Genomic DNA, 26,814 nt, shown 5'->3' on the forward strand with positions numbered 1-26,814 from the left:
ATCACTGCAGGAGGAGCATCATGAGCGCGCAAGAGCACTTCACCATCGAGGGCAACATTGAGCACTTCACCATCGCCGACATCGCTGGCAGCAACCCCGACTTCCGCCGGGTGCTGTGGACCGGCCAACACGCTCAGATCGTTGTCATGACCATCCCTGCCGGTGGTGAGATCGGTGAGGAGGTTCACGAGCACACCGATCAGATCCTCACCTTCGTCGCCGGCACCGGGGAAGCCGACCTGAACGGGCACACGCATCCGATCGAGGCCGGTGACCAGTGCGCGGTCCCGGCCGGGGTCCGGCACAACTTCCGCAACACCGGGGATGAGCCCCTGGTGCTCTACACCGTCTACAGCCCGCCCGAGCACGCCGCCGAGGCCGCCTACGCCACCAAGGAGGAGGCGGACGCGGCCGAGGCCGCCGGCCGGGACGAATCCCCAACCGGTTGAGCCCGCACTCATCCACACCCTCTAGAGAAGAAACGAGGAAGACCATGTCCATGGTCTACGTGTTCACCGATTTCGGCGGTCCTGAGACCCAACAGCTCCTCGATCGGCCCGCCCCGCAGCCTGGCCCGGGCGAGCTGGCCGTGGAGGTTCGGGCCGCCGGGGTGAATCCTGTCGACTGGAAGATCCGCTCCGGGGTACTGGGGCGGGACCGGGAGTTGCCGGCCCCGATGGGCCGGGAGGTCTCCGGCGTCGTGACCGATCTAGGGGAAGGCGTGGAGGGTTTCGCGGTCGGCGACGAGGTCCTCGGCCCCGTCGCTCCGGGTCACGGCGGGTTCGCCGAGCACACCCTCGTGCGGGCGGCCGAGGCGGTCGCCAAGCCCGAGGAGATCTCCTTCGCCGACGCCGCCACCATCCCGGTGGCTGCGGCCACCGCCTATGACGCCACCCACCAGTTCGAACTCGAACCCGGCCAGAGATTGCTGATTCTCGGCGCTGGCGGCGGGGTGGGACTGATGGCCGCCCAGATTGGGCGCGTCCACCAGTTCACCGTCATCGGCGTCGCCAGCCAGTCCAAGCACAAGATCGTCGAATGCACCGGGGCGACCTTCGTCCCCTCCGGGGAAGGAGTGGCTGACCGCGTCCGCGAGGTCGCCCCCGAGGGGGTGGACCTTATCGTCGACCTCGTCGGGGGTGAGGCCCTGGGCGAGGTCGCCGGCCTGGTTACCGATCGGGCCAGGATCATCTCGGCGGCCGACGCCACGACCGCCACAGAACTGGGCGGGGCGGCACTGGAACGCACCGAGGAGGCGATGGAAAAGATCACCGAGGTCATCGAATACGGACTCGTCGATCCCCACGTCACCGCCTGCTATCCCCTGGCAGAAGCAGGACGGGCGATCGCCGAGGTCGAGGCCGGTCACGCCACCGGCAAGATCGTCATCGAACCCACCCCCGTGTGCTGATCATGGGCACGCCCGGAGCCTCGCGCGGTGAGAACAAGGGCGCCGGTGTGGCGGCCCCAGCCCATTGACGGGGGCCGTCACACCGGCACCTGTCGACTCATCTTGAGGCGGGGCGCGAGAGAGCGGATCCAGCCCACAGAAGGAACATCCCATGTGCCAGAAGACCAGTCCGACCACGAGCCCCCGCATCGCCACGGCGACGCGCACCAGCGTCGAAACCGTTCAGCTCCAGCAGCTGATCAAGAACGCGGAAACAGCCGCCGCCCAGTACGACCGGAACGAAGCGAAGATCGAACAGTGGGGACTCGATTCCTTCCCCGCCTCCGACCCGCCCCAGAACTACTAAACCCCAGGGGTTGACTGCTCGGGCGTCCCGACAAGCGACGCGTGCTCGGCCCCGGCCGGGGAGAGGCTGATTCCTCCACCCCGACACGGGGTCGGTGTTCCCGCCGGAGCGGTGGGTGTCACCGCAGGCGCAGCGGAGCGGTGGCGAACCCACCCACGGGCGGCAACTCGCGTTCCCGGGGCCGGTCCGGATCGGGCTCGATCACGGCCGTCGCCGCCAGGGCGGCGCGGGTCAGTACTCGCAGCTCGAGGGTCGCCAGCGGCCTGCCGGGGCACACGTGCTTGCCGATCCCGTACACCAGGTTGTACGGGGCGTTGCCGACCGGGTCGAACGCGTCCGGGTCAGCGAAGATCCGCGGATCGCGGTTGGCGGCGGTCCAGTTCAGGAGCACCCGGTCGCCGGCGGCCAGCTCTCGACCACCGACTGTGACGGGTTCCGTCGTGATGCGGCGGTTGGCGACGAACGGGTCATCGATCCGCAGGATCTCGTCGAGGATCGCGTCGAACTCCCGGTCGGACACCCCCGAGCGCAGCCGGGCCTGCAACTCGGGTTGATCGGCCAGATAGGTTAGTACCACGCCGGTGCACAACGCCATCGACCCCAAGTCACCGCCGGTCCAGTTGCGCAGGATCGAGACGATCTCATCGTCGCTGAGCTCCCGCCCGTCAACCTGGGCACGCATAAGCTCAGTGGTCACGTCATCGGGCGCACCGTCGCCGGCCTCGCGGCGGACGTCGGTCAAGGATCGGATGATGGCGTCGAAGCGCTGGGCGACCTCAGTGGTGCGGGAACGGTCCCGGGAGCGGGTGGCGGCATGGTTGTCCTGCATCCACTGCATCAGATCCTCCTCCAGGCCTGCAGGCCACCCCAGCCAGGCCGTCTGTGCCCGCACCGCGAAGCGGGAGCCGACCGCCACGGCGTCGATCGGGCCGGGGACCTCGAGCTGGCCCACCAGGTCGGTGGCGACCCGCTGCACCACCGGCTCCAGGGCGCTCATCCGCTCAGGGGTGAAGAACCGCTCCACGAGGGCGCGGAAGGCCGTGTGGGTAGGACCGTCAAGACCGTTGGGCACCTGGAGGTGACGGGAGACCGCGTTGGAGAAGCTCTCGTGGCCCAGCGCGGCGGCGGTGACGTCAGCGTGGGTGAACAACGTCCAAGCACCACTGGCATCGCGGGCCACGGGACAGCGTGAGCGCAGCTCGTCGTAGGCGGCCACGGGGTTGCGACGGACCTGCGGGCCCCGCGGGTTCCAATCGGACCGGACGGGATCCGTGGCCGGTCCCGGTGCCGTGGCAGGTCCGGCCAGCGGGGGTGCGTGGGGGATGGCGTCATCGGTTAGGGGATGGCCTGTCATGTGTGTCCTGTCGTGGGTGGCCGTCAGCGCGGTGCGCGGGGACCTCCGCGCCGGCGGTGGGGGCAGTTGGTGGTGGTGTTCAGGGGTGGGTTCGTTCGTCGATCTTTCCGCCGTTGCGTACGGTGAGGGCGAGCAGCAAGGACAGGATCGCGAAGCCGGCCAGCAGGGCCAGGCCCACGAAGTAGCTGTTGTTCTCGGGGTTGTAGGTGGCGCCCATGACCAAGGGTGGGAAGTATCCGCCCAGGCCGCCGGCGGCGGCGATGATGCCGCCGATGGTGCCGACGTCCTTGGCCGGGGCGGCTCGGCCGACCCAGCCGAAGACTCCACCGGTGCCCAGGCCGAGGAAGAGGGCCATGAGTAGGAAGGTGGGGCCGTAGACGCGTTCCTGACCGGGTTGGAAGGCCACGACCATGGCGAGCATGGCGGTGCCGGCGAAGGAGGCCAGGGTGACGGTCCTAGGGCCGATCTTGTCGGCGAGGATCCCGCCGATCGGGCGTGCGATGACGGCGGCCAGGGCGAAGCCTGCGGTGCGGGTGCCGGCGGCGGTGGCGTCGAATCCGTAGACGTTGTCGAGGTAGGTCGGCAGGTAGTTGGAGAAGGCGACGAACGCGCCGAAGACCACCCCGTAGAGGAAGCACAGCTGCCAGGTCACCGGGAGGGTGAAGGCGTGGGTGATCTTCGGCAGCACCGGCTCGGGTGTCTTCGCGGCGTGCACCGGGGAGTCGCGCAGCAGCAGCCAGCAGGCCACCGCCGTAAGGGCGACGAGCACGGCAATGGTGATGTGGGCGCCCAGGTAGCCGATGCCGGCCACCAGGCGGGGGGTGAAGAACGCTGAGACGGCGGTGCCGACCATGCCGGCGCCGAAGACACCGGTGGCGAAGCCTTTGCGGTGGGACTCGTACCAGGCTGAGCAGAAGGGGATGCCGATGGCGAAGACAGTGCCGGCGATGCCGAGGAAGAACGCCACGGCCACGAGCAGCCCGAAGTTGTTCAGCTGTCCCACTATTCCGGTGAGCAGCACCAGCGGGGCGGTGAGGCCCAGGATGACGGTGAACATCACCCGCCCGCCGTAGCGGTCGGTGAGCGCGCCGACGGGTACCCGACAGACGGCGCCGACGAGGATCGGCATGGCCACCAGCACGGCGGTCTGGGTCGCGTCGAGTTCCATCTGCTGGGCATAGCGCTTCGACAGCGGCCCCACGATCGTCCAGGCCCAGAACCCGATCGTGGAGGCGAGGGTGGCGAGGATGAGGTTGCGCAGCTGCCCGGCCTTGAGGTCCGGGGTGATGGTGCCGGAAGTGCTCGTGGGGGAGGTGGATGACATGGCGTCCTCGTACGGTCGGTGGTCGGGGTGCGACGTTAGTGGCGGCCGGCGCGGCTGCGGCCCGTGGGTGCCTTCGTGGTACCGCGGACGCGGTCCTGGGTGCCCACGGGTTCCCAGCCCCGGCGCACGGGTGCGAGATGGGACGAGGAGCCACGGTCGCGGGAGCGGTAGACGATGTAGGGGCGGAAGAGGTAGTGCACCGGGGCGGTGAAGGCGTGGACCAGGCGGGTGAAGGGCCAGATCGCGAACAGGGCCATCGCCCACAGCGCGTGGAGCTTGAAGGACGGCCCGGCCGCGGCCATGGCTGCCACATCGGGCTGGAAGATCCAGATGGAGCGGAACCACGGAGATACGGTTTGCCGGTAGTCCGGGACTCCGTGGTCGAGTACCGAGATGACGGTGGTGGCCAGCCCGGTGAGCAGGGCCGCCAGGAGCATGACGTACATGAACTTGTCGTTCTTGGTGGTGGCCATGAACACGGGTCCGGTGGTGCGGCGGCGCCACACGAGCAGCACGATGCCCAGCAGGGTGCCGACCCCGGCGATCGTGCCAATGCTCAGGGCCAGGAAGTGGTACATACCCTCGGTCATGCCCACGGCCTCGGTCCAGGACGATGGGATGAACAGGCCCATGATGTGTCCGGCCAGCACCGCGAGGATCCCGAAGTGGAACAGCGGGGAGGCGATGCGCAGGATGCGGGACTCGTAGAGCTGGGAGGAACGGGTGGTCCAGCCGAACTGGTCGTACTTGTACCGCCAGATGGTGCCGCCGATGACGATGGCCAGCACCACGTACGGGAGCACGCCCCACAGCAGGATGCTGCTCACGCCCACGTCGACGTTCTGGAGGGCCGGGGCCATGGGGTTCATGGGCTGTTCCTTTCGGTGACGGGCAGCAGCCGGGGGTCGTAGGGGTCAAGGCCCACGGACTCGGTGGGTGGGCCGTATCCGGCCATGCGCATCACGGCGTCGCGGTCCTCGGGAGAGACTCCGGGCAGGGTGGAGCAGACGAGGGCGACGGCGCCGCGGTGGGGCAGGTGGTCGTCGCGCAGCGACAGCCGTAGCAGCTCCAGGGACGGGCGGTAGCGCTGCAGCAGTTCGTAGCCGTCCTCGGGGGAGACCTTGGCGGTGAATTCCAGCACGAGCGGCAGGTAGTCCGGGAGCTCGGACTCGTCGAGTTCGGCTCCGTGGGAGCGGTAGACCTGCTTGAACGCCGCCAGGGCTTCCCCGCGGCGGCGGGTGTCCCCGTCGGTCCAGTAGGTCAGGTGCAGGCTGTGCCGTCGGGAGAGGTCGAACTCCTGGACGTAGTCGGCCTGCACCTGCTCCAGGGGCCGGGCGGTGAACCAGGCGAACAGCTCCTCGACCTCCGTGACCGGTGCTCCGACTTCCTGGAGCGCTGCGTGCAGGGTCGGCAACATCTGCAGGAGCTCGTGATCCGGGTAGCCCAGCAGGACGGCGGCCGCCTGCCGGGCCACCGCACTGCGCCGGGGACGGTCGTCGGTGTACGCACCGGGATCGACCGTGCCAGGGCCGGCCTTGCCGAGCAGCTTCTCCAGCAGTCCCATCAGCTGGCCCCGTTTCCGTCACGGGGCGGGAACAACCCTTGCGGGGCGCCGCGGCCGTCCCAGTTGAGCAGGTTCACCCGCCCGGCGAGGGCCTCGTTGCCCGTGGGGTCCTCGCCGCGCTGACGGGCCTGGAGGGCGGCGAAGTTCTCGGCGGCCACGGGCATGGGCCGGCCGGAGGCCTCCCCGAACACACCGGTCTGGCCCATCCCGGGCCCGCCGTCGACGTCGAGGGAGCAGCCGATCTCCTCGAGGTTGTGGGCCTCCTCGAGGTGGGCGGAGGGGATGACGTAGCGCTCGTCGTACTTGGCGATCGCCATCAGCCGGTACATCTTCCGGATCCCGGCCCCGGTCATGCCCACGGCGGTGGCGATCGCCTCGTCGGGCTCGTCGCCGAGGGCGATGTCGCGCATGTAGGAGCGCATCGCGGCGAGCTTGCGCAGCACGTCCGTGACGACCTGCGTGTCCCCCGCGGTGAACAGCTCGGCGAGGTACTCCACCGGGATGCGCAGGGACTCGATGGCGCCGAAGAGGTTGCCCGCGTCCTCGCCGTCGTGGCCCTGGTCCTTGAGCAGGTCCACGACCGGGGACAGCGGCGGGACGTACCAGACCATGGGCATCGTGCGGTACTCGGGGTGCAGGGGCAGGGCGACCCGCAGCTCCTTGGCCAGGGTGTGGACCGGGGAGCGGCGGGCGGCGTCGAGCCAGTCCTCGGGGATGCCCTCGGCCCGGGCCGCGGCGATCACCTCCGGGTCGTGCGGGTCGAGCATCAGGTCCAGCTGCGCCTCGTAGAGGTCGCGCTCGTCCGGGGTCGCGGCGGCCTCGGTGACGCGGTCGGCGTCGTAGAGCAGGATCCCGATGTAGCGCAGCCGGCCCACGCACGTCTCCGCGCACACGGTGGGGATGCCCACCTCGATGCGGGGGTAGCAGAAGGTGCACTTCTCGGCCTTGCCGGACTTGTGGTTGTAGTACATCTTCTTGTACGGGCAGCCGGTGACGCACTGGCGCCAGCCGCGGCACCGGTCCTGGTCCACGAGCACGATCCCGTCCTCGGCCCGCTTGTAGATCGCCCCGGAGGGGCAGGAGGCCATGCAGGAGGGGTTGAGGCAGTGCTCGCAGATGCGCGGGAGGTAGAACGCGAAGGTCTGCTCGAACTCGAACCGGATCCGCTCCTCGGACTCCCGCCGGACCTTCTCGACCACCGGGTCGAGGTGACCCATCTCGGGGGCGCCGCCGAGGTTGTCGTCCCAGTTGGCCGACCAGGTGATCTTCATGTCGTCGCCGGTGATCAGGGACTTGGGCCGGGCCACGGGGAAGTCCTCGCCCGCGGGGGCGTTGATGAGGTTCTCGTAGTCGTAGGTCCACGGCTCGTAGTAGTCGTTGAGCTCGGGCTGGACGGGACTGGCGAACAATCCTGCCAGCTTCGCCCACCGCCCACCGGACTTCAGCTTGAGGTTGCCGCGGCGGTTGAGCTCCCAGCCGCCCTTCCACTTCTCCTGGTCCTCGTACCGGCGGGGATAGCCCTGCCCGGGACGGGTCTCCACGTTGTTGAACCACACGTACTCGGTGCCGGCGCGGTTGGTCCACGCCTGTTTGCACGTCACCGAACAGGTGTGGCACCCGATGCACTTGTCGAGCGCCATCACCATGGCGACCTGGGCCATGACTCGCATCAGTACTGGACCTCCTGGGAGCGCTTGCGGACCACGGAGACGATGTCGCGCTGGTTGCCGGTGGGCCCGAGGTAGTTGAAGGCCCAGGACAGCTGCGCGTAGCCGCCGACCATGTGGGTGGGTTTGACGAGGATGCGGGTCACGGAGTTGTGGATTCCGCCGCGGCGGCCGGTGGCCTCGGACTTGGGGACGTCGACCACCCGCTCCTGGGCGTGGTGGACGTAGACGACGCCGGCCGGCATGCGGTGGGAGACGATCGCCCGGCCGATGTAGACGCCGTTGGTGTTCACGCACTCGACCCAGTCGTTGTCGGAGACCTCGATGAGCCCCGCGTCCTGGGGGCTCATCCACACGGTCGTGCCGCCGCGGGCCAGGGAGAGCATGAACAGGTTGTCCTGGTACTCGGAGTGGATCGACCACTTGTTGTGCGGGGTCAGGTAGCGCACCGCGATCGAGAGGTCACCGCGCTCCCCGAGCTTGGGCTCCCCGAAGAGCCGGTGCATGTCCAGGGGCGGTCGGTAGATCGGCAGCGCCTCTCCCATGTCCTGGATCCAGTCGTGGTCGAGGAAGAAGTGCATCCGCCCCGTGAGGGTGTGGAAGGGCTTGAGCCGTTCGATGTTGATGGTGAACGGCGCGTAGCGGCGCCCGCCGGTCTCGGAGCCGGACCACTCCGGGGAGGTGATCACCGGCACCGGGGCGGCCTGGGTGTCGGCGAAGGTGATCCGCTTCTCCTCGGAGCCGCGGGCCAGGTCGGCGAGCGCCACGCCGGTGCGCTTCTCGAGGGTCTCGAAGCCCTGCACGGCGAGCTCCCCGTTGGTCGTGCCGGAGAACAGCAGGATGGCCTCGGCCATGCGGGCGTCGGTGTCCACCGCGGGGCGGCCGGCGGCGGCCCCGCGGTCGAAGACCCCGTGCAGGCGGGCGAGCTGGTCCACCTGGTGGGAGACGTCGTAGGTGATGTGCTTGGTGGTGAAGCCGAGCTGCTCGGCCAGGGGCCCCACCGCGGCGAACTTCTCCCCGACCGCGGTGTAGTCCCGCTCCACGATTTTCAAATCGGGCAGGTTCTTGCCGGGCACGGCGGAGATGTCGGTGCCCTTCCAATCCGGGGCGTGCCCGCCCGGCTGGGCGATCTCCCCCGGGGTGTCGTGGGTGAGCGCGGTGGCCACCAGATCCTTGCGGACCCCCAGGTGGGTCCGCGCCTGCCGGGAGAACTCCTCGGCCAGCAGCCGGAACAGGTCGTAGTCGGTCTTCGCCTCCCACGGCGGGTTGATCGCCGGGGTGAACGCGTGGATGTAGGGGTGCATGTCCGTGGTGTTCAAATCGTGCTTCTCGTACCAGGTGGCGGCGGGGAACACGACGTCGGACAGCAGCGTCGAGCTGGTCATCCGGAAGTCGGCCGAGACCAGCAGATCGAGCTTGCCCTCGGGCGCCTGCTCGTGCCAGGTCACGTCCTTGGGCCGGGACCGGGAGTGGTCCTCGCCCATGACGTTGTGGTGGGTGCCCAGCAGGTGCTTGAGGAAGTACTCCTCACCCTTGGCCGAGGAGCCCAGCAGGTTCGAGCGCCACAGCACCAGGGTGCGCGGCCAGTTCTGTGGGGCGTCGACGTCCTCGACGGCAAAACGCATGTCCTCGGCCTTGAGCCGGTCCGCCACCCAGGATGCTTCATCGTCTGCTTCCCCGCGGGCCACCGCCTCGGCGGCGGCGTCGGCGACATCGAGGGAGTTCTGGTCGAACTGTGGATAAAACGGCATCCACCCCATGCGGGTGGACTTGGCGACCACGTCGGCGGTGTGCATGCCCTTCAAGTGACCCTGGGCCAGCGGGGACTGCAGCGAGTCCGAGGAGTAGCCGTCGGAGCGGAACTGGTCGGTGTGCATGTACCAGAACGCGGTGCCGATCATGAACCGCGGGGGCCGGGTCCAGTCGGTGGCCGCGGCCATCGCCGCCCACCCGGTGATCGGCCGGGCCTTCTCCTGGCCCACGTAGTGCGCCCACCCCCCGCCGTTGCGGCCCTGGCACCCGCACAGCATCAGCATCGCGAGGATCGCCCGGTAGGTGACGTCCCCGTGGTACCACTGGCAGATGCCGGCACCGAGGATGATCATCGACCGGCCCTGCGACTTCTCCGCGTTGGCGGCGAACTCCCGGGCGATGCGGGCCACGGCCTGGGCCGGGACCGAGGTGATCTCCTCCTGCCAGGCCGGGGTATAGGGGGTGGTGACGTCGTCGTACCCGGACGCCCACCGCCCGGGCAGCCCGTCCCGGCCCACCCCGTACTGGGCGAGCATCAGGTCGAAGACCGTGGTCACCGTCCGCCCCGCCACCTCCATGACAGGCACCCCACGGTGGATCACGGAGCCCTCGCCGGTGGCGTCGGTGAACGCGGGCAGCTCCACTGCACTGCTGGTCCCGGTGTAGGAGGCCGCGTCCGTGATCGACAGCGCCGGGCGCACCCCCTGCAGATCCAGGTTCCACTTCCCCTCGTCGGCCTCGTTGTAGCGGAAGCCCATCGACCCGTTGGGCACCACCGGGGCGCCGGCGTCACGGTCGATCAGCACCGTCTTGAACGCCGCGTCGGAGACCTGCGCCTCATCCCCGCCGAGATCGGCGGCGTGCAGGAACTTGCCCGGCACCACGGCGCCGTCGCCACGCTGCTCGAGGGTGACCAGCATGGGCAGGTCGGTGTACTGCACCACGTAGTCCTCGAAGAACGGGACCCGCCGGTCCACGAAGTTCTCCTTGAGGATCACATGTCCCATGGCCATGGCCAGGGCGGCGTCGGTGCCGGCCTGGGCCGGCAGCCACTCGTCGGCGAACTTCGTGTTGTCCGCGTAGTCCGGGCTGACCGAGACCACCTTGGTGCCGCGATAGCGGGCCTCGACCATCCAGTGGGCGTCCGGGGTGCGGGTGACCGGGATGTTGGAGCCCCACATCATCAGATAGGTCGCATCCCACCAGTCACCCGACTCGGGCACATCCGTCTGGTCCCCGAAAACCTGCGGGCTGGCCACCGGCAGATCGGCGTACCAGTCGTAGAAGCTGTTCATCACCCCGCCGATGAGGTTGATGAACCGGGCCCCGGCCGCGTGGGAGACCATCGACATCGCCGGGATCGGAGAGAACCCGGTGCACCGGTCGGGGCCGTAGGTCTTGATCGTGTGCACGTGGGCGGCGGCCGTCATCTCGAGCGCCTCCTGCCAACTCGAGCGCACCAGCCCGCCCTTGCCGCGGGCCTGCTGGAACGCCCGGCGCTTCTCCGGATCCCCCACCACCGCCTGCCAGGCGAGCACCGGATCCCCGCCGACCTCGGCCTTGGCGGCCCGGTACATCTCCAGCAGCACCCCGCGCACGTACGGGTAGCGCACCCGAGTGGGGGAGTAGGTGTACCAGGAGAAGGCCGCCCCGCGCGGGCAGCCGCGGGGTTCGTACTCCGGGCGGTCCGGGCCCACCGAGGGGTAGTCGGTCTCCTGGGCCTCCCAGGTGATGATCCCGTCCTTGACGTAGACCTTCCACGAGCACGACCCCGTGCAGTTCACCCCGTGCGTGGAGCGGACCACCTTGTCATGACTCCACCGGTTGCGGTAGAAGGCGTCGCCGGCCCGGCCTCCCTCACGGAACACCGCGCGCCGGTCCGGGCTCTCCTCCCAGCGGGTGAAGAACTTCCCGAGCTTGAGCAGAGCGTCGGAAGCAGGACCATCGATGCGCGGCGGAACGGAGTCGGTCGTCATGAAAAAAACCTAGTAATTCGTCGGCAAGAATGCCATTCTTACGCGCTACTGGTCATCGCGCCGCGCGTCGTTCTGCCTTCGCTGGATTCCGCGGGAAATGCTGACGCGTCATATGTTTCAGAGGGAGAACTTTGTTTCACAAAGTGGGCCCGCTGGCCCCGTTCTAGCCCGGACTGGCAGCAATCCGAGGTGGTCTGCCCCGCGTGCGGAAAGCTTCGAAAGTGGTCCTAATAAGTTTCTCGGCATTTCGTCATTCAGACCTGTTGTAATTGCGTCCCCATTGTCAGGGACAGCCGGTCTCGAGTAGGCCTCGGGCGAGGGCCGGTAACTTTTGTGGGTCAGCGGAGTGAGCCCATAGTGTGGCTGAATAAAGTAAGTGAAGCCTGTGCTATTGCGCCGGTTGAGGTGCCTGAGGCGGTGACATGAGCGTTTCCCTGGGACTTCCGCAGATCCGCAGTGCGGGACCGGCGCCCAGTCCCGCCCCGCCCCGGGCGGGACTGGTGGACCGCCACGGCCGCCGCGCCACCGATCTGCGGCTGTCGGTGATCGACAAGTGCAATCTGCGCTGCACCTATTGCATGCCCGCCGACGGCCTGCCCTGGCTGCCCGCCGCCCAGCTGATGACCCCCGGCGAGATCACCCGGATCGTCGGCGTCGGGGTGCGGCAGCTCGGCGTGACCGAGCTGCGCCTGACCGGCGGGGAGCCCCTGGTCCGCCGCGACCTCGAGGACGTCGTCGCCGGGGTGCGCGCGGCGCACCGGGACCTGCCGATCTCGCTGACCACCAACGGCATCGGCCTCGCCGCCCGCGCGCCCGCCCTGGCGCGGGCCGGGCTGACCCGGATCAACATCTCCCTGGACAGCCTGGACGCCGAGACCTTCCGCCGGCTCGCCCGCCGCGACCGGCTCGCCGACGTGCTGGCCGGGGCCGAGGCCGCCGCGGCGGCCGGACTGACCCCGGTGAAGATCAACGCGGTGCTCATGCGCGGGATCAACGACCACGAAGCCCCCGACCTGCTGGCCTGGGCGCTCGAGCACGGCTTCGCGCTGCGCTTCATCGAGCAGATGCCCCTGGACGCCGACCACGGCTGGACCCGGGCAGACATGGTCACCGCCGCGCAGATCCGCGACCGGCTGGCCACCCGGTTCCGGCTCGTCCCGCACCCGGGGGCCCGTGACGGCGCCCCGGCCGAACTGTGGGACGTACGCTCGGTACCGGCCGAGGACGAAAGCGAGCCGCTGGGCACCGTGGGGATCATCGCCTCCGTCACGGAGCCGTTCTGCGCCGACTGCACCCGCACCAGGATCACCGCCGAGGGCCGGGTCCGCTCCTGCCTGTTCTCCCACGAAGAAGTGGACCTGCTGGACATGCTGCGCGCCGGGGCCACCGATGCGCAGCTGGCTCACCGGTGGCGGGCGGCGATGTGGGCCAAGCCCGCCGCCCACGGGATGGAGCACACCGGCCTGGACAGCCCTGACTACGTCCAGCCGGAGCGCTCGATGAGCGCGATCGGGGGCTGAGCCCGTGGCCGCTCGAAGACAGCAATCGAAGAAGGAACGATGAGTCAGAACACCGCCGAGCACATCGCTGGTAGCCGCACCCGTGCCACGAGCACCACCGTGCGGGTGCGGTACTTCGCGGCCGCGCGGGCGGCCGCCGGAACTGAGGCCGAGACCCTGCAGCTACCTGCCGTGGACGGTCCACCCCCTACTCGCGCTGACGTGGAGGCATCGCTGGGGCAACTGCATTCCCAGCCGCTCACTGGGCAGCCGCCGCTGGCGCAGGTGCTGGCCCGCTCCAGTTTCCTGCTCAACGGCGTGGCCTGCCCAGAACCTGCGACCGAGATTCCGGATGCGGCGGTCCTCGACGTCCTGCCGCCCTTCTCCGGCGGATGAGCACCCCAACCGGCGCTCCGGTCTTCCATGTTGTGGTCCTGGCCGGGGGCCGATCCTCCCGGCTGGGCGGCACACCCAAGGCGGGCCTACGGCGAGACGGGCGCACCCTCGTGGAGCTCACGGTGGACGCGGTGCAGGGGGCCGCCGGGGTCGTTGTGGTTGGACCCGCGGACCTGGCCATCCCCGCCGGCGTGCTGCGGACCCGGGAGGACCCTCCGTTCTCCGGACCGGCTGCGGGCATCGCGGCCGGGCTGGCCGCGCTCGAGGCGCTGTCGGAGGCGGACTGGACCATGACCCTGGCCTGCGACATGCCCGAAGTGGCCCGGGCAGTGCCCCTGTTGCTGGCGGCCGCCCGGGCCGCGCCGGAAGCGGACGGACACATCGGCGTTACCCCCGAGGGCCGACGTCAGCCCCTGGTAGCCCTGTACCGCACCGAGGCGCTGCGCGCGGCCTACGCGGACCAGGACCCCACCAACCGCTCGGTACGCTCCTTCACCCATGACCTTCTCCTGCAGGAGGTCACCGTGGGCGAGGACGCCACCGCGGACGTGGACACGTGGGACGACGTGCACACCTTCCGCCTCAGCTGACAGAACACCCCCGAGGAAAGGAACGCGGCATGGCGAAGAAGATGACCCTGGAGGAACGGCGCCTGCTCTGCGCATGGATCGACCAGCTCAGAACCGACTTCGAGCTAGACGCCATGGACGTGCCTCTGGAAGACCTGCTGGCCTTGGCCGGGGTGGTCTCCACCGGGGTGGCCCGCCCCGCTGTGCCGGTCACGGCCTATGTCGCCGGATACCTCACGGCTCTACGCACCCGGAAGACACCGGATCACGGCGCCGCCCACACCATCCAGGACGTCATCGCGGTCGTACCGGCACCTGCTGCGAATCCACAAGACACCTGATCCTGCCCCGGCTCCTGGCGCAACCACAGCTGCGGGGTCGAGGTGCCCGGTGATGCCGTGGATGAACGCGTCCACCACCACCGCGGCCCCGTTCCTATTCCGCGGCTCGCATGAACCCCGCCACGGGGACGACGGGTGGAGCCAGCAGGACCGAGCAGGGCAGGGCCAGACCGGGCTGCTGACACCGGCAGCACTGCCGGCGCTGGCGCATCGCTCATTGTCACCGGTGCTCGTCGTCGAGCCCTGTGGCCTCGCACGGGCGAGACCACAGGGCTCGACTGAAGAATCTACCCAGACGGTTGACGCTGCGGTGGGTCAGTCCACTGGCGACCGCGGTGCCTCCGACAAGGGGGTGCGCCACGCCTTCGGATCGGCCACCTGGAACCGGCGTCCCGACACGGCAGTGGGGTGGATGCGCACGAATCGTCCCTTCGGTCCACTCTGCCACGGCAGCAGCGGCAGGCTCAGCGTATCGGTCAGTTCCTCGATACCGCGGATCTGCTCGGACCGTCCCTTGACCACCACGCTCCACGCCCGATTGACCGACGCCTCGTACCCGTCGATCTCCAGGGCCACGGGCACACCGGACAGAGCCGCCGAGAGCTTGGTGCCTTCTGCGGTGCGGAACACCAAGCTGCTGTGATCCACCACGTAGTTGATCGGAAAGATCTCCGGGTGATCTGCCACCCAAACCGCCAGACGGCCGATGTCCGTGGCACGCAGCAGCGTCCAACAGGCACTGGCCGACAGCGTTTCGATTCCATCCCCGTACTCCGCGGTCATGACGTCCTCCCTAGGATTTTCGTTCCTACTCGAAATCGGCCAGCCACAAGTCGGGGCCGAACACCTCGTACTGAATGTCCTTGGCCGGCACTCCGCGGGCGATGAGGTCGCTGCGCACCGCTTGCATGAACGGCAAGGGCCCGCACAGGTAGTACTGGGCCTGGGCGGGCAGCTCCACGGCCCGCACGTCCATCAGTCCCGCGTGCTCGTTCGGACCCGGGGCGGGGGAGGGGTGTTCGAACCACACGGCCAGGGACCCGTCCAGCAGCTCCTCAAGGTCGGCGGTGACCTGGGCGCGCAACGCGAAGGACTCAGGGGAGGCATCAGCGTGCAGCAACAGCACCTTGCGCTGGGCCCCGCCCGCCACCAGGTGGGAGAGCATCCCGGCCATCGGGGTGATGCCGATCCCGGCGCTGACCAGCACCACCGGCCGATCGGTGTACTCCAGGACCACATCCCCGAAGGGTGCTGAGAGGGTGATCTCGTCGCCGATCTGCACCTGATCGTGCAACAGCGTCGACATCTCTCCGGCCGGGGTGCCATTGCCGCGGATGCGCTTGACCGCGAACACCCGATGCCGCCCATCATCGGCCTTCGTGAGGCTGTACTGGCGCGGTTGATGCACACCGTCGGGCATCTCCATCTTGCACGTGACGTACTGGCCCGGCAACGAGGGTTTGACCTCACGCTCATCGACGCGCTCCACCACGAAGGTCACCACATCGGCGGTCTCGGTGATCTTCTCGACCACCCGCCAGGTGCGCCAAACGGTGTCCGGGGACAGGCGGGTGGCCTCGTAAAGGCCACGCTCCTGGGTGATCAGAGCATTGGCCATCAGCCAGTACACCTCGTCCCAGGCCGCAGCGACCTCCTCGGTGACGGCCTCGCCGAGGACATCGACGATGGCCCACATCAGGTGGTTGTGGACGATCTGATACTGCTCCGGGGCCAGCCCGAGGGAGACATGCTTGTGCGCGATACGGGAGAGCAGATGGTCCGGGAGCTCGGTCGGCTTGTTCACCAGGTATCCGGCGTAGCCGGCCACGGACCCGGCCAGGGCCTGCTGCTGACGCCCGTCGGCCTGGTTGCCCCGGTTGAACAGCCCGTCCAGCAGCTCGGGGTGCTCGGCGAACATGTGCGCGTAGAAGCGCTTGGCGATCTCCTGGATGTTCTCCCCGACCACGGGCAGGGTGGCCTTCACGACGGGGTAGGCGGTGTCTGACAGCATTTTTGCTCCTTCACAGGGTCCGACAGGGACAGCATTCTCTGCGGTTCCACGCCGAGCGGGCACCCGGTTCCCGAAAGAAGTCAAGGGTGAGCGCCAGCCCGTCACCGCGTCTTCGCCCAATGGGAGGCTGGGCGATCATCGTGCGCGCCAGCAGACGCCGTGGCCGCGCACTGAAGGCTCAACGGCGCTTGGCCACACTCAACAGCACCACGGAGTCCTCCACCGCCTCCAGCCCATGACGGGCCTGCGGAACGACGAGCAGATCCCCCGGGGACCCGCTCCACTCGAGCTCACCGGCGAGCAGACGCACCCGTCCGTGGAGGACGTGCACGGTGGCCTCACCGGGATTGTTGTGCTCGTTCAACGCGGAGCCGGCCCGCAGCGCGATGACGGTCTGACGCATCACCTGCTCATGTCCGCCGAACACCGTGTGAGCGCTGCGCCCACTGGGAGCCTCCTGGGCAATCTGCAGCTGATGGCGGGCCAGGGCGATCAAAGACGACTTCTGCACCACGGTCATTCCTTTCTGAAGCGATGAATGGATTCGTTGTGACCAGGTCGGTGGGCCACGGCCACCGGTAGGGCCCCCATCGTGCTCGGTCCCGCGGGCAGCAGGCAGCTCCACATGCTCCTGTCGGCCGTGCTGGCCGGCACGTGCTGACGGGTTGCGCCGGGTGGGCGGAGGAGTCGTCACGGGGAGACCTGGATCAACCCTCGGGCCCCGCGCTCGGCCTCGGCCAGGGAATGATTGACGAACGGGTAGGTGCCGGGCTCGGAGAACTCCAGCTCCACGAACCCGCCCTGGGCCGGTGCCAGGTCCAGGGCCTGGGCCCCGCCCGGTCCGGTCCCGCCGGGAGGCAGGAGGTAGGCGCCTTCCTTGTAGACGGTGTCGAACTGTCCACCCACCACATGGAAGCTCATCGCCTTCGACGGCCCGGCGGCCAGCACCCAGATCCGCACCCGTTCACCGGTCTGCGCGGTGAGCGGGTCGTGGACGTACTGGGTGGCGTGCCCGTTGAACATCGTCAGCGACGGCACGCCGCGCGCGATGCCCCCCGGTTCCACCACCGCGTTCGCCCCTTCATCGGCGGTGTCCCCGGCCGGGGACAGGTAGGTCGCGTTCTGCACCAGTAGGTACTCCCGATCCACCGCCGGCAGACCGGGCGGGTCGATCACCACGGCACCGAACATCCCGGCCGCCAGATGCGTGCTCATGGGCGCGGTGGAGCAGTGGTAGAGCCAGATGCCTGAGCGGACGGCCTCAAACCGGTAGACCAACGACTCTCCCGGGGCGATGGTGCGCATCGGTCCGTCCGGGGCGAGTGCACCGGCGTGGAAGTCCACCGAATGCCCCATCGATCCGTCATTGACCAGGGTGATCTCGAAGACATCGCCCACCTGCCCGTGCAGCGTCGGGCCCATGTACCGGCCGTTGTAGGTCCAACCCTGCAGCTGCACCCCCGGGGCGATCTCTTGAGGTGTCTCCTCGACGTCGAGTTCCACCCGGTGAACCCGGCGCCCGTTCACCAGTTCGCCGTTCATCGGCTCCAGCACCGGGGAACGGGTCTCGAACGGATCCCCGGGTGCGGCGTCGAAGTCCACGGACGCGGCCGGATCCGCAGCCGACTCCGCGGTGGATGTATGGGGGCCGGTGTGTCCGGCCACCTCCCGGACCGGAGCCGGTGCCATGTCCACGGCAGCACCGTCGGAGCCGACCGCGACGACGTCGAAGCTCATCCCCATGGTCTTGTGCCCGACGATCGAGCACCAACCCTCCACCGGCTCCCCGATCACCCCGACGTCCACGGTCACACTCTGCCCGTGGGCCACCCTGCCGCTGCTGGCCCCGGAGGCCAACACGAGGTCGTGAACGTTCGTCGGGTCGTTGTTCGTCAGTTCGATCACCAGTTCGTCACCCACCGGGACCTCCACCGAGGCCGGCTCGAACCGCATGCCCTCCTCGGCGCTGACCTGCACGGTCGTGGTCCTCCCGGTGGGTTGCACCGTGCCGGCGCCCTGAGCGCGAAGGTCGAAGCCGACCGCTGCCGGATTCAGGGCGATGCCCACCACCACCGCGGTGGCCACGGTGAGGACCCCGACCACCGCCCCGCGGGCATGCCTGGAGGGCAGGACTGCCGCGGTCGGCGGAACCGGACCCGGTACTGGTGTGCCCGTCCGAGCCTGCTGTGCCGCAGCGGCCTTACGCCCGGCCACCGAGACCTTGACCGCGCAGATCATCAGAGGAACGAAGGCGAAGAACGCCGCGGCCCCCAGCACCGAAACCACAGCCCGCACCCAGGACGGCAGCAGACCGGGAGGCAGACTGAAAAGCAGCACACACAGATTGATGACCACCACACGGAACATGGCCGCCCGATTGATCACCTGATTGGCTGCCCGCACGGTCGCTGGACCGCCGCCCATGGTGACAGGCAGTAGATAAGTCATGGCTCCCAGCAGAGTTTGGACCAGAAAACCGGCCACGAACGGTACGGTTAGCTGCCGCAGCGCCGCGGTCTCGAACCCGCGCACGCCCACCAGCCAGGCGAACGCCGCCGTCGTAGCCAACCACCACATCACCCCGGCAGCCACGGAGAAACCGGCATAGTCGGCCGGCCGCCGTCGGAAAGCGGTGCCGGCCATGGCCACCACCACGGCCGCCAACCCGCAGATGTAGGCGGCCAAACCGGCGACCGTCATCCACTGCATCCCGAGCAGGGACCCCACGACCGTGGTCACGACCCCGCCGGTCATCCCCGGCAGGGCGACTGCGGTGATCCGGGAGGAAAAACCGAACATGCGGGTGCGCAGAATCGTGGGCCACAGCGTCAGCAACGTGCCCGCGACCGTCAGCCCCACGAAACCCAGCACATTGGCCGCCTCGTGGGCCACGAGAACCCGGGCATGCCACGGCGCGGACAGCCCAGCGGCCAGCACGACCCCCAGCACGGCCCCGACGGGCAGCAGGAAGGCCGCCACCACGTAATACTTCACGGTCACAGCGAACCGCGACGGCAGCGCCGTGCGCAGCTGCCCCAGCAACGCAGTCCCGTGCCAGGTCAGCGCCGCCCCGATCAGGACCGCCGCCAGCACGGTCAGCCAGTACCAGGTGCTCAGCAATCCGGCGATCAGCAGCACGATCCCGACGTTGAGCATGCGGATGCGGGCCAGTTGCCGTCTCCTGGCGCCATCAGGCAGCCGGTTCTTCAGCAACGACTCGGTGAAGTGCTGGGACCACACCATGATCGAATTGGTGATCAAGCCCAGGGTCACCAGGTGCACCATCACCCAGCGGAAGTCAGGAACCCAGCGATGGACCAGAATGACGACCAGCAGCACGCCCATCCAGATGCGGATCGGTGCGGCACTCCGGCGATGCCACGAAGCGCGGCCGTGGGGCCGTGGGGCGCTGATCACGAGACTCATCCATTCCTAATATCGCATTTCAAATGCAAGTATAGGGGTAGCCATCGGCCGCTCCTAACACAGGGAAGCCATGGTTCTGGGGGAGGGGCGCAATCGACCTGGGAATCGGCGCGCGACAACGTTCGCCGGAGGCAACCCCTCACATGCACGCGATGACCACACGTCATCACCATGTCGTCACCGGTGGCCGGTCCGTACAATCAGCCACCAACCTCGTGAGGGAGATGCGGGCCACACAGGCCCCTGGTCGCCCTGTCGCTGCCGCCTCACAGACGACCCCATGGTCCAGTTCATCGGAAGACCTCATGGCTGACCTGTTCGACTTCAACCACGGTGGGGCCACGCACCCGGGAGCTCGCGCCATCATCCACCCTGGGGCTGCCTCCGATGTACACGTGATGTGGTACTCCATGGTGGCGCAGAACGATAAACACATCACCCTCGACGACGGCTACACCTACGACAAACGCACCGGAGCGGTCCGAGGTCCTGCCGAACGTCCCGGCCCTCAGAACCGGCTAGCGGTCACAGAGGGCAGCGCGATGTTCGACGCCTGGTCGGATATCGCCGTAGTGCCCCGCCGACGGCGCCCATACTCCATGCCGACACAGAGCCGCGGCTGGGCGCATCCGTATGAGCGAGCAGTGACTGCTCTGTTGCGCCTCCTGCGGCGCCGTTGACGCCCCCGGGCAGCATCACCCCATACCGAAACCGAGCCCACCTGCAGGGAGTCTGGGGCCGGGTGAGGCGGCCGGGGCGTATCCACTGCTTTACATATGGCCGGTTACCGGACACTAAGCAGGACGAGTGGAAACAGGTGAGAGAAGGAGGTCATCCTCGACCACGCCAAGCGGCGGTCCGGGGAGGACCTGGCCGATCCGACCGCCGAGAATGCGTGCGGGGAGTCTCACCAGTACAACCCCACGTGCGGCGACGAGATTTCTGTCCGGGTGGAGCTCGCCCTGGCCTCCGGGGGTGCCGAGCCACTGGTCGAGCGGATCTCCTGGAAGGGGCAGGGTTGCTCGATCTCCATGGCCGCGGCCTCCGTGCTGGCCGAGACGGCACCGGGCCTGACCCGGGCCGAGCTGCTCGGGCTGATCGGGGCGTTCCGGGAGCTGCTGCGGTCGCGGGGCACCGTGGAGCCGGACGAGGAACTGCTCGGCGACGCCGCGGCCTTCGCCGGGGTCTCCCGCTTCGCGGCCCGGGTCAAGTGCGCCATGCTCGGCTGGGTCGCCGCCGAGGAAGCCCTCGGGCGGGCGGTCTAGGTCCGGGCCGGAACCACCGTCTGACCCTGCTTGCACTTGTCGCCCCGCGACGGCCTGAACAACCATGCCTCTCCGTGGTTGCTCAGGACCTCACCGTTTGGGCGTTCAGGCGCGGATTACTCGCTTTACGTATGGCCGGTTAGCGGACGGAGCAAGCAGGACGAGTGGAAACAGGTGAGAGAACTCGTCCCACCGTGCCTACGGGCGTCTGCCCAGGCAGCGGCAGGGTGCACGGCGGATCGGCTGGGTCGCCGAGCTCGCGCGATGTGGTTCGTCCGTGCAGGTCAGCCCGCAGATCTCTCGTTTAATGAGAGATTCGCGCGTACGGTGTGGGCATGGAGCGGCTTCCGGGGCACGTGCCGGGATTCTTGGTCGATCACAGTGTGGGATTGCTGCGGGCCGAGGATCGGGTGTTCGAGGCGATGCTGGATGGGTGGCGGGCCCAGCAACTGGCCCGTGGACTGACGGCGACATTCATCCTCTCCTCCTGCCGGCTGGTGGTCCGGTTCCAGGAGCACTCCAACGAGTACCCGTGGCGGTGGTCGGCCCATCACCTGGACGAGTTCCTGGCCGATCGACGTAGCCGGGAACGGCCGGTGACTCTGGCGACGCTGCGGGCCAATGCCGGGGCGATCCGGATGTTCTGCGCCTATCTCACCGACCCCCGGTACGGCTGGGCGGGCCTGTGCGAGCAGGTGTTCGGGGACGTGCCGACCCAGGTGGTCTTCGAGTGGAACGCTCCCCGGCACCGCACCGATGACGCGGTGCCCCCGGCACGGCGGTCTCTGACCAAGGAGGAGTTGCAGCGCTTCTTCGACACCGTCGTCGATGTGGTCGACGCCGAGTTCGCCAAGGGATCCAAGCGGTGGCTGCCCGCGCTGCGGGACTCGATCGCGTTCAAGGTCGCCTACGCCTACGGGCTGCGCCGCCGTGAGCTGGCGATGCTGGAGCATGTCGATTTCGGCCCCAACCCACACGTACCCGCCTACCAGGGCTTCGGCGCTGTGCAGGTGCGCTGGGCGAAAGGGGTGGCCGGGTCGGGCCCGCGTCGGCGCACCGTGCTGACCGTGCCGGAGTTCGACTGGGTGGTCGACCTGCTTCAGTTCTGGCTTTCCCCGGCGGGCCGGCAACGGTTCGCCACCGCGGACCGCTCAAACCTGATGTGGCCCTCGGAACGGTCCGGGGCCGCGGTCGTGCGGACCTTCGACCGGTCCTTCCAGCAGATCCGCCAGCTGGCGGGCCTGCCCGAGAAGCTGTCGCTGCACGCGCTGCGCCACTCCTACGTCACCCATCTGATCGAGGCCGGCTACGACCCGTTGTTTATCCAGCAGCAGGTCGGGCACAGCTACTCCTCCACCACTGCGCTCTACACCTCGGTCTCGGCCGACTTCAAGCACAAGACCGTCCAGAAGATGATCGCCACCCGGCTGGCCACCACCCACCAGGAGGTCCCTGATGCCTGAACAGCGACGCATCGGCTACCGCTGGAATCTGCGGAAGGTCATGGCCGAACGCAACCTGTGGAAGACCACCGAGCTCATCCCGCTGCTGCGCTCCCGCGGGATCAATCTCTCCAACGCCCAGGTGCACCGGCTGGTCACGGCCACCCCGGAACGAATCCCGGCGCGCACCTTCGCCGCGTTGTGCGACATCCTGGACTGTGCCCCCAACGACCTCTTCGAGCCCTACCTCGAGCTGCGCGCCGCCGCCACCGCCAACGCCCCGGCCCGACCCGAAGACATCGGCATCACCCCGGGCCAGCCGATCGCCCGCCGGATCCATCTGGTGCCCGAGGAGACCGGCGAGTCCTCGTGAGCAGGCCCCGCCCGCCCAGTGATCCGGTGACCTGGCCCATCCCGTGCGCCCGGTGTCAGGGTCACCATGAGATCGTCGCCACCTGGCCCGACGGGCCCGTCTGCCGGTACTGCTATCAGGCGGCCAAACGCACCACCGGCACCTGCGCCTGCGGCCACACGGGCGTGCTGCCCGGGCGCCTCGACGGGCGCCCCACCTGTCGCGACTGCAGCGGGATCGCCGTGAACCTCGACTGCCGCACCTGTAGGGCCGAGGCCGAGCTGCACTCCAACGGCCAGTGCTGGGCCTGCGTACTGGCCGCCACCGTCGACCGGCTACTCGCCGACCCGCGCACCGACCGGATTCGCCCGGCCCTTCTCCCGGTGGCCACCGCGCTGAAGACGATGACCCGGCCCAACAGCGGGCTGACCTGGCTCCATCAGCCTCACGTCACAGCGTTTCTCACCGGCCTCGCAACCGCCCCGGCCATCACCCACGAGGCCCTCGACGAGCTGCCGGCTTCTCGTACCCGCGAGTACGTCCGGGCCCTGCTCCTCGCCCACGGCGCCCTGCCCATCCGGGACGAACTGGTCGTCCGCTACGACGACTGGGCCACCGCCGCACTGGCCCGGGTCACCACCGGCGACCACCGCAAGGTCCTCCGACGGTTCATCCGCTGGCACCACCAACGCCGCCTGCAGGCCATGACCCCCGTGCCCTACGGCACGTTCCTGTCCGCCAAGCAGTCCACCACGGTGGCCATCGACTTCCTCAACTGGCTCACCACCCACGGAATCCAGATGCCCGGCCTGCAACAAGCCCATCTGGACCAGTGGCAGACCGAAGGGCCCACCACCCGCCAGACCGCCCATGGATTCCTGAACTGGGCCATCACCTCCCAGCTCGTCGACCCCACCCTGACCATGACGCCGCACCGCCGCGGCACCAGCCCCAGGCTCAACCTCACCGACCAGCACCGGGCCCTCCACCGCGTCACCGTCAGCGGCGACCTCCCGGCCCGCGACCGTGCTGCGGCGATCCTTGTGCTCGTCTTCGGCCAGCAGATCAAAGACGTCGTGAAGCTGACCTGGCAGGACGTCACGGTCACCGACGAGCTGGTCACCCTCGTCCTCGGCGCCGACCCGATCGCCCTGCCCGCCCCGCTCGATGAACCCTGGCGCGCCCTGGCAGCCGCACCGGGCCACGACGCCACCGCAGCACACCCGAACAGCCCGTGGGTGTTCCGAAGCAGTCTCCCCGGCCAGCACCTGAGCGCCGGGCACCTCAGGCACCGGCTGAGCACGCACTTCAGCGCCCGGGCGGCCCGGCTGGGCACCCTGCACGAGCTCACCAAGCACGCTCCCGTAGCGATCATCGCCGACACCCTCGGCTATGCCCCCGCCACCATCGCCCACCACGCCACCGCGTCCTCGGCCGGCTACGCCCAGTACGTCGCGGCCATCCGCGCCACCCAGAAAGGCGAGCCAACTCCCTGATCCCACCACAGGCCTACTCGTCCTCCTTCAACACGTCTCGCTACCGGTCGTCCGCGGGGAGGGACTACTGCAGTGACAGTTGAGAGGAGTTAGCACCCTTGGGCGCAGGGCAGCCTGCCACCTTGGGCGCCGGGCCGGCCTGCCCTTGTCCGCCGGGGTTTCCGTGGCGTGCACAGCTCATGTCGACGCCGGGTGCATTCGAGCAGATGCGACGGGGTGCTTCCTCCCCACGGCCGCAACAGTGGGTGGCCCAGGACGGGGAGCAAGGCGGCAAGAAGCTCCGCCGGTGACCGGCCGTTGAGGACTTCCTGAGGCCGGTGGTTGAGCTGATGCGCCCGGACCCTGATCTCCTCCGGTATGGTCGCCTTCGACCGACCGGTGGAGGAGTCCCATGGCAACCAGAGCCGGCACCGCGGGGCGTGACCCGGACAGCCGCGACAAGCCGTCCTCCCCCTCCGAGATCACCAAGTCTTCCTGGAGTTATCTCCTGCGCCGGTCGTTTCACGAGTTCGGCCGCGACCAGTGCACCGATTCCGCGGCGGTGATGACCTTTTTCGCGGTCCTGTCAGTCTTCCCGGGGATGCTCACGGTGGTGTCCCTGCTCGGTGTGGTCGGTCAGGCTGAGGCGACCACCGCGACCATCCTGCGCCTGCTGGACGAGTTCGGCGCCCCGGACGGTGCTGTGGCGGTGCTGGAGGGACCGATCCACGAGCTCGCCGACTTCTCCTCCGCGGGTTTGGCCCTGGCCGCCAGTCTGGTCGGCGCGCTGTGGACGGCCTCGGGCTATGTCCGTGCTTTCGCCCGGGCGATGAACCGCATCTATGAGGTCGAGGAAGGGCGCCCGATCTGGAAGCTCTACCCCATGATGATCGGGGTCACCGTGTCCTTGGTGATCCTGGTGGTCGCCATGATGCTGATGCTGTTGCTGTCGGGGCCGATCGCCGCACGTCTCGGGGCAGTGGTGGGGCTGAGCGAGTCCGCCCTGCAGCTGTGGAACACGCTCCGGGTCCCAGTGCTGCTGGGCCTGCTGACGTTCATGATCGCGGTGCTCTACTACGCCACCCCGAACATCCATCAGCCGAAGTTCCGGTGGCTCAGCCCGGGATCGTTGCTCGCCATCGTGGTCATGATCGCCGCCACGGCCGGCTTCAATGTCTACGTGTCCCACTTCAGCAACTACAACGCCACCTACGGCGCCATCGGCGGGGTGCTGGTTCTGCTGCTGTGGCTGTGGATCATGAACATCGTGCTGCTGGCCGGGGCGGAGTTCAACGCCGAGATCGAGCGCGCACGAGAACTGCAGGCCGGCATCACCGCCGAGGGCACCTTGCGGCTGCCCCCGCGCGATGTCCGTGCCTCTCGGAGGCTGCAGGACAAGGAGCAGGACCTGGTCGATGAGGGGCGCCGACTCCGCGAGAACCATGCCCATGCGGAGACCGCACCTGCCGAGGCGCCCCGGTGAACCGAGGAGCTTTCGTCGCTTCAGCCCAGGGTGTGATGGGGTTCGGGGCAGGGTCCGCCGAGCCCCACCCGCACCGCCGGGGACGGTTGCAGGACGGCCGTCGACAGCACGCCGGCCGTCAGGGCGGCGGTGGCGGTCTCGCCGGCCCGCTCGTGCAGGTGCGCGGCGACCGCGGTCCAGCGGGGCAGGGCGGGGTCGAGCTGGGCGAGGGCGGCCAGCCGGGCCTGCGCGCCGGCGGCCTCCCCGAGCGCGACGGCCCGGTTGAGGCGGGCCACCGGGCTGCCGGTGAGGCGCACCAGCTCGTCGTACCACTCCACGATCTGGGCCCAGTCGGTCTCCTCGGGGCTCCGGGCGTCGGCGTGCAGCGCCGCGACGGCGGCCTGCGCCTGGTACTCGCCCAGCCGGTCGCGGGCCAGCGCCGCCTGGAGCACGGCGACGCCCTCCGCGATCATCCGGGTGTCCCACAGGCTCCGGTCCTGCTCGGCCAACGGCACGAGCGCCTCCTGCACGGCGTCCTCGGCCGCCGCGAAGGGTGCTCCGCGGCGGACGAGGACGCCGATGGCGGTGGGGACGACGCTGCGCAGCAGGACCTCGTCCACCGGGGCTCACTCCGTGACGGTCGGGGGAGCAGTGAGGAACGGACGCACCTCGAGCCACTCGTGGATCGGCTCCCCGCCCGCCCCCGGCGCGGCCGAGAGCTCCCCGGCCAGCTCGAGGGCCCGGTCCCAGGAGTCGACGTCGATCGCCATCCACCCGGCGATCAGGTCCTTGGTCTCGGCGAACGGGCCGTCGGTGACCGGGGGGCGGCCCTCGCCGTCGGAGCGCACGAACGTGCCCTCCGGGGCCAGCGCCTGGGCGTCGACGAACTCCCCGGTCTCCCGCAGGCGGGCGGCGAAGTCCTCCATGTACCGGACGTGGGCCGAGACCTCCTCCGGCGTCCACCGGTCCATCGGCACGTCGTTGACCGGCGCGGGCGCGCCCCGGTAGTGCTTGAGCAGCAGGTACTTGGTCATGGTGTCCTCCTCGGCGGGGTGCGGCCCATTGTGGCCGCGTGCACCCCTGGGACGGAACAGGACGGGACGTCTCGACATCCCCGGGAACATTCCTCCTGAGGAATGTTCCCGCTCGGCGGCGCGCCACCGGCCCGGCGCCGTGCCGGAG

The 26,814-nt window shown here is 69.0% G+C and carries 25 protein-coding genes; 13 read left to right on the plus strand and 12 right to left on the minus strand.

The window, feature by feature from the left end:
• The first annotated feature begins 20 nt into the window (after positions 1–20).
• The 3 genes from AS188_RS03160 to AS188_RS03170 all read left to right on the plus strand — a co-directional run bounded on the left by AS188_RS03160 (position 21) and on the right by AS188_RS03170 (position 1,757).
• Positions 21–449 carry a cupin domain-containing protein gene (locus AS188_RS03160; protein WP_058857619.1) on the plus strand — a complete coding sequence of 143 codons (429 nt, stop codon included), beginning with the start codon at positions 21–23 and terminating at the stop codon, positions 447–449.
• Positions 450–493: 44 nt separating this feature from the next.
• The gene (locus tag AS188_RS03165; protein ID WP_058857620.1) at positions 494–1,411 is read left to right on the plus strand and encodes an NADP-dependent oxidoreductase; all 918 of its coding nucleotides are present in this window, start codon (positions 494–496) and stop codon (positions 1,409–1,411) included.
• Positions 1,412–1,562: 151 nt separating this feature from the next.
• Positions 1,563–1,757 (plus strand): hypothetical protein, encoded by a 195-nt coding sequence (locus tag AS188_RS03170; RefSeq protein WP_058857621.1) that lies wholly within the window; start codon positions 1,563–1,565, stop codon positions 1,755–1,757.
• A gap of 118 nt (positions 1,758–1,875) precedes the next feature.
• Here the strand turns inward: AS188_RS03170 and AS188_RS03175 are convergent, their stop codons facing one another.
• From AS188_RS03175 to AS188_RS03200, 6 genes are all read right to left on the minus strand, one after another.
• Positions 1,876–2,973 carry a cytochrome P450 gene (locus AS188_RS03175; protein WP_058857622.1) on the minus strand — a complete coding sequence of 366 codons (1,098 nt, stop codon included), beginning with the start codon at positions 2,971–2,973 and terminating at the stop codon, positions 1,876–1,878.
• A 217-nt stretch (positions 2,974–3,190) separates the two neighbouring features.
• Positions 3,191–4,435 (minus strand): MFS transporter, encoded by a 1,245-nt coding sequence (locus AS188_RS03180; RefSeq protein WP_058857623.1) that lies wholly within the window; start codon positions 4,433–4,435, stop codon positions 3,191–3,193.
• 35 nt (positions 4,436–4,470) lie between these two features.
• Positions 4,471–5,304, minus strand: coding sequence for a respiratory nitrate reductase subunit gamma (gene narI / locus AS188_RS03185; RefSeq protein WP_058857624.1), 834 nt, complete (start codon positions 5,302–5,304; stop codon positions 4,471–4,473).
• Positions 5,301–5,999, minus strand: a complete 699-nt coding sequence (gene narJ, locus AS188_RS03190) for a nitrate reductase molybdenum cofactor assembly chaperone (protein ID WP_058857625.1) — start codon at positions 5,997–5,999, stop codon at positions 5,301–5,303. Before narJ ends, narI begins: the two co-directional genes overlap by 4 nt.
• Positions 5,999–7,669 carry a nitrate reductase subunit beta gene (gene narH, locus AS188_RS03195; RefSeq protein ID WP_058857626.1) on the minus strand — a complete coding sequence of 557 codons (1,671 nt, stop codon included), beginning with the start codon at positions 7,667–7,669 and terminating at the stop codon, positions 5,999–6,001. The genes narJ and narH overlap by 1 nt, the downstream gene beginning before the upstream one ends.
• On the minus strand, positions 7,669–11,394 hold the full coding sequence (locus AS188_RS03200; RefSeq protein ID WP_058857627.1) for a nitrate reductase subunit alpha: 3,726 nt from the start codon (positions 11,392–11,394) through the stop codon (positions 7,669–7,671). The genes narH and AS188_RS03200 overlap by 1 nt, the downstream gene beginning before the upstream one ends.
• A gap of 422 nt (positions 11,395–11,816) precedes the next feature.
• Between AS188_RS03200 and moaA the strand changes: the two genes are divergently transcribed.
• Genes moaA through AS188_RS03220 form a run of 4 tightly spaced genes read left to right on the plus strand, consistent with a single transcriptional unit; the run spans position 11,817 to position 14,199 of the window.
• A complete protein-coding gene (gene moaA / locus AS188_RS03205) occupies positions 11,817–12,914 on the plus strand; it encodes a GTP 3',8-cyclase MoaA (protein WP_058857628.1) in 1,098 nt (365 codons plus the stop codon).
• A gap of 39 nt (positions 12,915–12,953) precedes the next feature.
• Positions 12,954–13,289 (plus strand): MoaD/ThiS family protein, encoded by a 336-nt coding sequence (locus tag AS188_RS03210; RefSeq protein ID WP_083529215.1) that lies wholly within the window; start codon positions 12,954–12,956, stop codon positions 13,287–13,289.
• Positions 13,286–13,879 carry a molybdenum cofactor guanylyltransferase gene (gene mobA / locus AS188_RS03215; RefSeq protein ID WP_058857629.1) on the plus strand — a complete coding sequence of 198 codons (594 nt, stop codon included), beginning with the start codon at positions 13,286–13,288 and terminating at the stop codon, positions 13,877–13,879. The genes AS188_RS03210 and mobA overlap by 4 nt, the downstream gene beginning before the upstream one ends.
• Before the next feature lie 29 nt (positions 13,880–13,908).
• Positions 13,909–14,199 (plus strand): DUF6457 domain-containing protein, encoded by a 291-nt coding sequence (locus tag AS188_RS03220; RefSeq protein ID WP_058857630.1) that lies wholly within the window; start codon positions 13,909–13,911, stop codon positions 14,197–14,199.
• 315 nt (positions 14,200–14,514) lie between these two features.
• Here the strand turns inward: AS188_RS03220 and AS188_RS03225 are convergent, their stop codons facing one another.
• The 4 genes from AS188_RS03225 to AS188_RS03240 all read right to left on the minus strand — a co-directional run bounded on the left by AS188_RS03225 (position 14,515) and on the right by AS188_RS03240 (position 19,636).
• Positions 14,515–14,982: a pyridoxamine 5'-phosphate oxidase family protein gene (locus AS188_RS03225; RefSeq protein WP_058857631.1), complete on the minus strand. Its 468-nt coding sequence runs from the start codon at positions 14,980–14,982 to the stop codon at positions 14,515–14,517.
• Between the two features lie 25 nt (positions 14,983–15,007).
• Positions 15,008–16,210, minus strand: coding sequence for a globin domain-containing protein (locus AS188_RS03230; protein WP_058857632.1), 1,203 nt, complete (start codon positions 16,208–16,210; stop codon positions 15,008–15,010).
• A 178-nt stretch (positions 16,211–16,388) separates the two neighbouring features.
• A complete protein-coding gene (locus AS188_RS03235) occupies positions 16,389–16,721 on the minus strand; it encodes a cupin domain-containing protein (protein ID WP_058859699.1) in 333 nt (110 codons plus the stop codon).
• A 179-nt stretch (positions 16,722–16,900) separates the two neighbouring features.
• On the minus strand, positions 16,901–19,636 hold the full coding sequence (locus AS188_RS03240; protein ID WP_083529217.1) for a multicopper oxidase domain-containing protein: 2,736 nt from the start codon (positions 19,634–19,636) through the stop codon (positions 16,901–16,903).
• Positions 19,637–19,941: 305 nt separating this feature from the next.
• Here AS188_RS03240 and AS188_RS16800 point away from each other — a divergent pair, with 305 nt between their 5' ends.
• From AS188_RS16800 to AS188_RS03265, 6 genes are all read left to right on the plus strand, one after another.
• A complete protein-coding gene (locus AS188_RS16800) occupies positions 19,942–20,316 on the plus strand; it encodes a hypothetical protein (RefSeq protein ID WP_147050666.1) in 375 nt (124 codons plus the stop codon).
• A gap of 153 nt (positions 20,317–20,469) precedes the next feature.
• Positions 20,470–20,901, plus strand: coding sequence for a Fe-S cluster assembly sulfur transfer protein SufU (gene sufU, locus AS188_RS03245; protein ID WP_058857634.1), 432 nt, complete (start codon positions 20,470–20,472; stop codon positions 20,899–20,901).
• A gap of 410 nt (positions 20,902–21,311) precedes the next feature.
• Entirely contained in the window at positions 21,312–22,364 is a 1,053-nt protein-coding gene (locus tag AS188_RS03250) for a tyrosine-type recombinase/integrase (RefSeq protein ID WP_236945039.1), read from the plus strand.
• The gene (locus AS188_RS03255; RefSeq protein ID WP_058857636.1) at positions 22,357–22,716 is read left to right on the plus strand and encodes a helix-turn-helix domain-containing protein; all 360 of its coding nucleotides are present in this window, start codon (positions 22,357–22,359) and stop codon (positions 22,714–22,716) included. Before AS188_RS03250 ends, AS188_RS03255 begins: the two co-directional genes overlap by 8 nt.
• 26 nt (positions 22,717–22,742) lie before the next feature.
• Positions 22,743–24,191 carry a Fis family transcriptional regulator gene (locus AS188_RS03260; RefSeq protein ID WP_236945040.1) on the plus strand — a complete coding sequence of 483 codons (1,449 nt, stop codon included), beginning with the start codon at positions 22,743–22,745 and terminating at the stop codon, positions 24,189–24,191.
• Between the two features lie 391 nt (positions 24,192–24,582).
• Complete coding sequence (locus AS188_RS03265; RefSeq protein WP_058857638.1) at positions 24,583–25,653, plus strand: YihY/virulence factor BrkB family protein; 1,071 nt, start codon at positions 24,583–24,585, stop codon at positions 25,651–25,653.
• A gap of 20 nt (positions 25,654–25,673) precedes the next feature.
• Here AS188_RS03265 and AS188_RS17745 read toward each other — a convergent pair whose 3' ends face one another.
• Complete coding sequence (locus tag AS188_RS17745) at positions 25,674–26,252, minus strand: DUF6596 domain-containing protein (protein ID WP_211268312.1); 579 nt, start codon at positions 26,250–26,252, stop codon at positions 25,674–25,676.
• Positions 26,253–26,258: 6 nt separating this feature from the next.
• On the minus strand, positions 26,259–26,666 hold the full coding sequence (locus AS188_RS03275) for a YciI family protein (protein WP_058857639.1): 408 nt from the start codon (positions 26,664–26,666) through the stop codon (positions 26,259–26,261).
• Between the last annotated feature and the right edge of the window lie 148 nt (positions 26,667–26,814).

The organism is Kocuria flava, assembly GCF_001482365.1.
GTDB lineage: Bacteria > Actinomycetota > Actinomycetes > Actinomycetales > Micrococcaceae > Kocuria > Kocuria flava.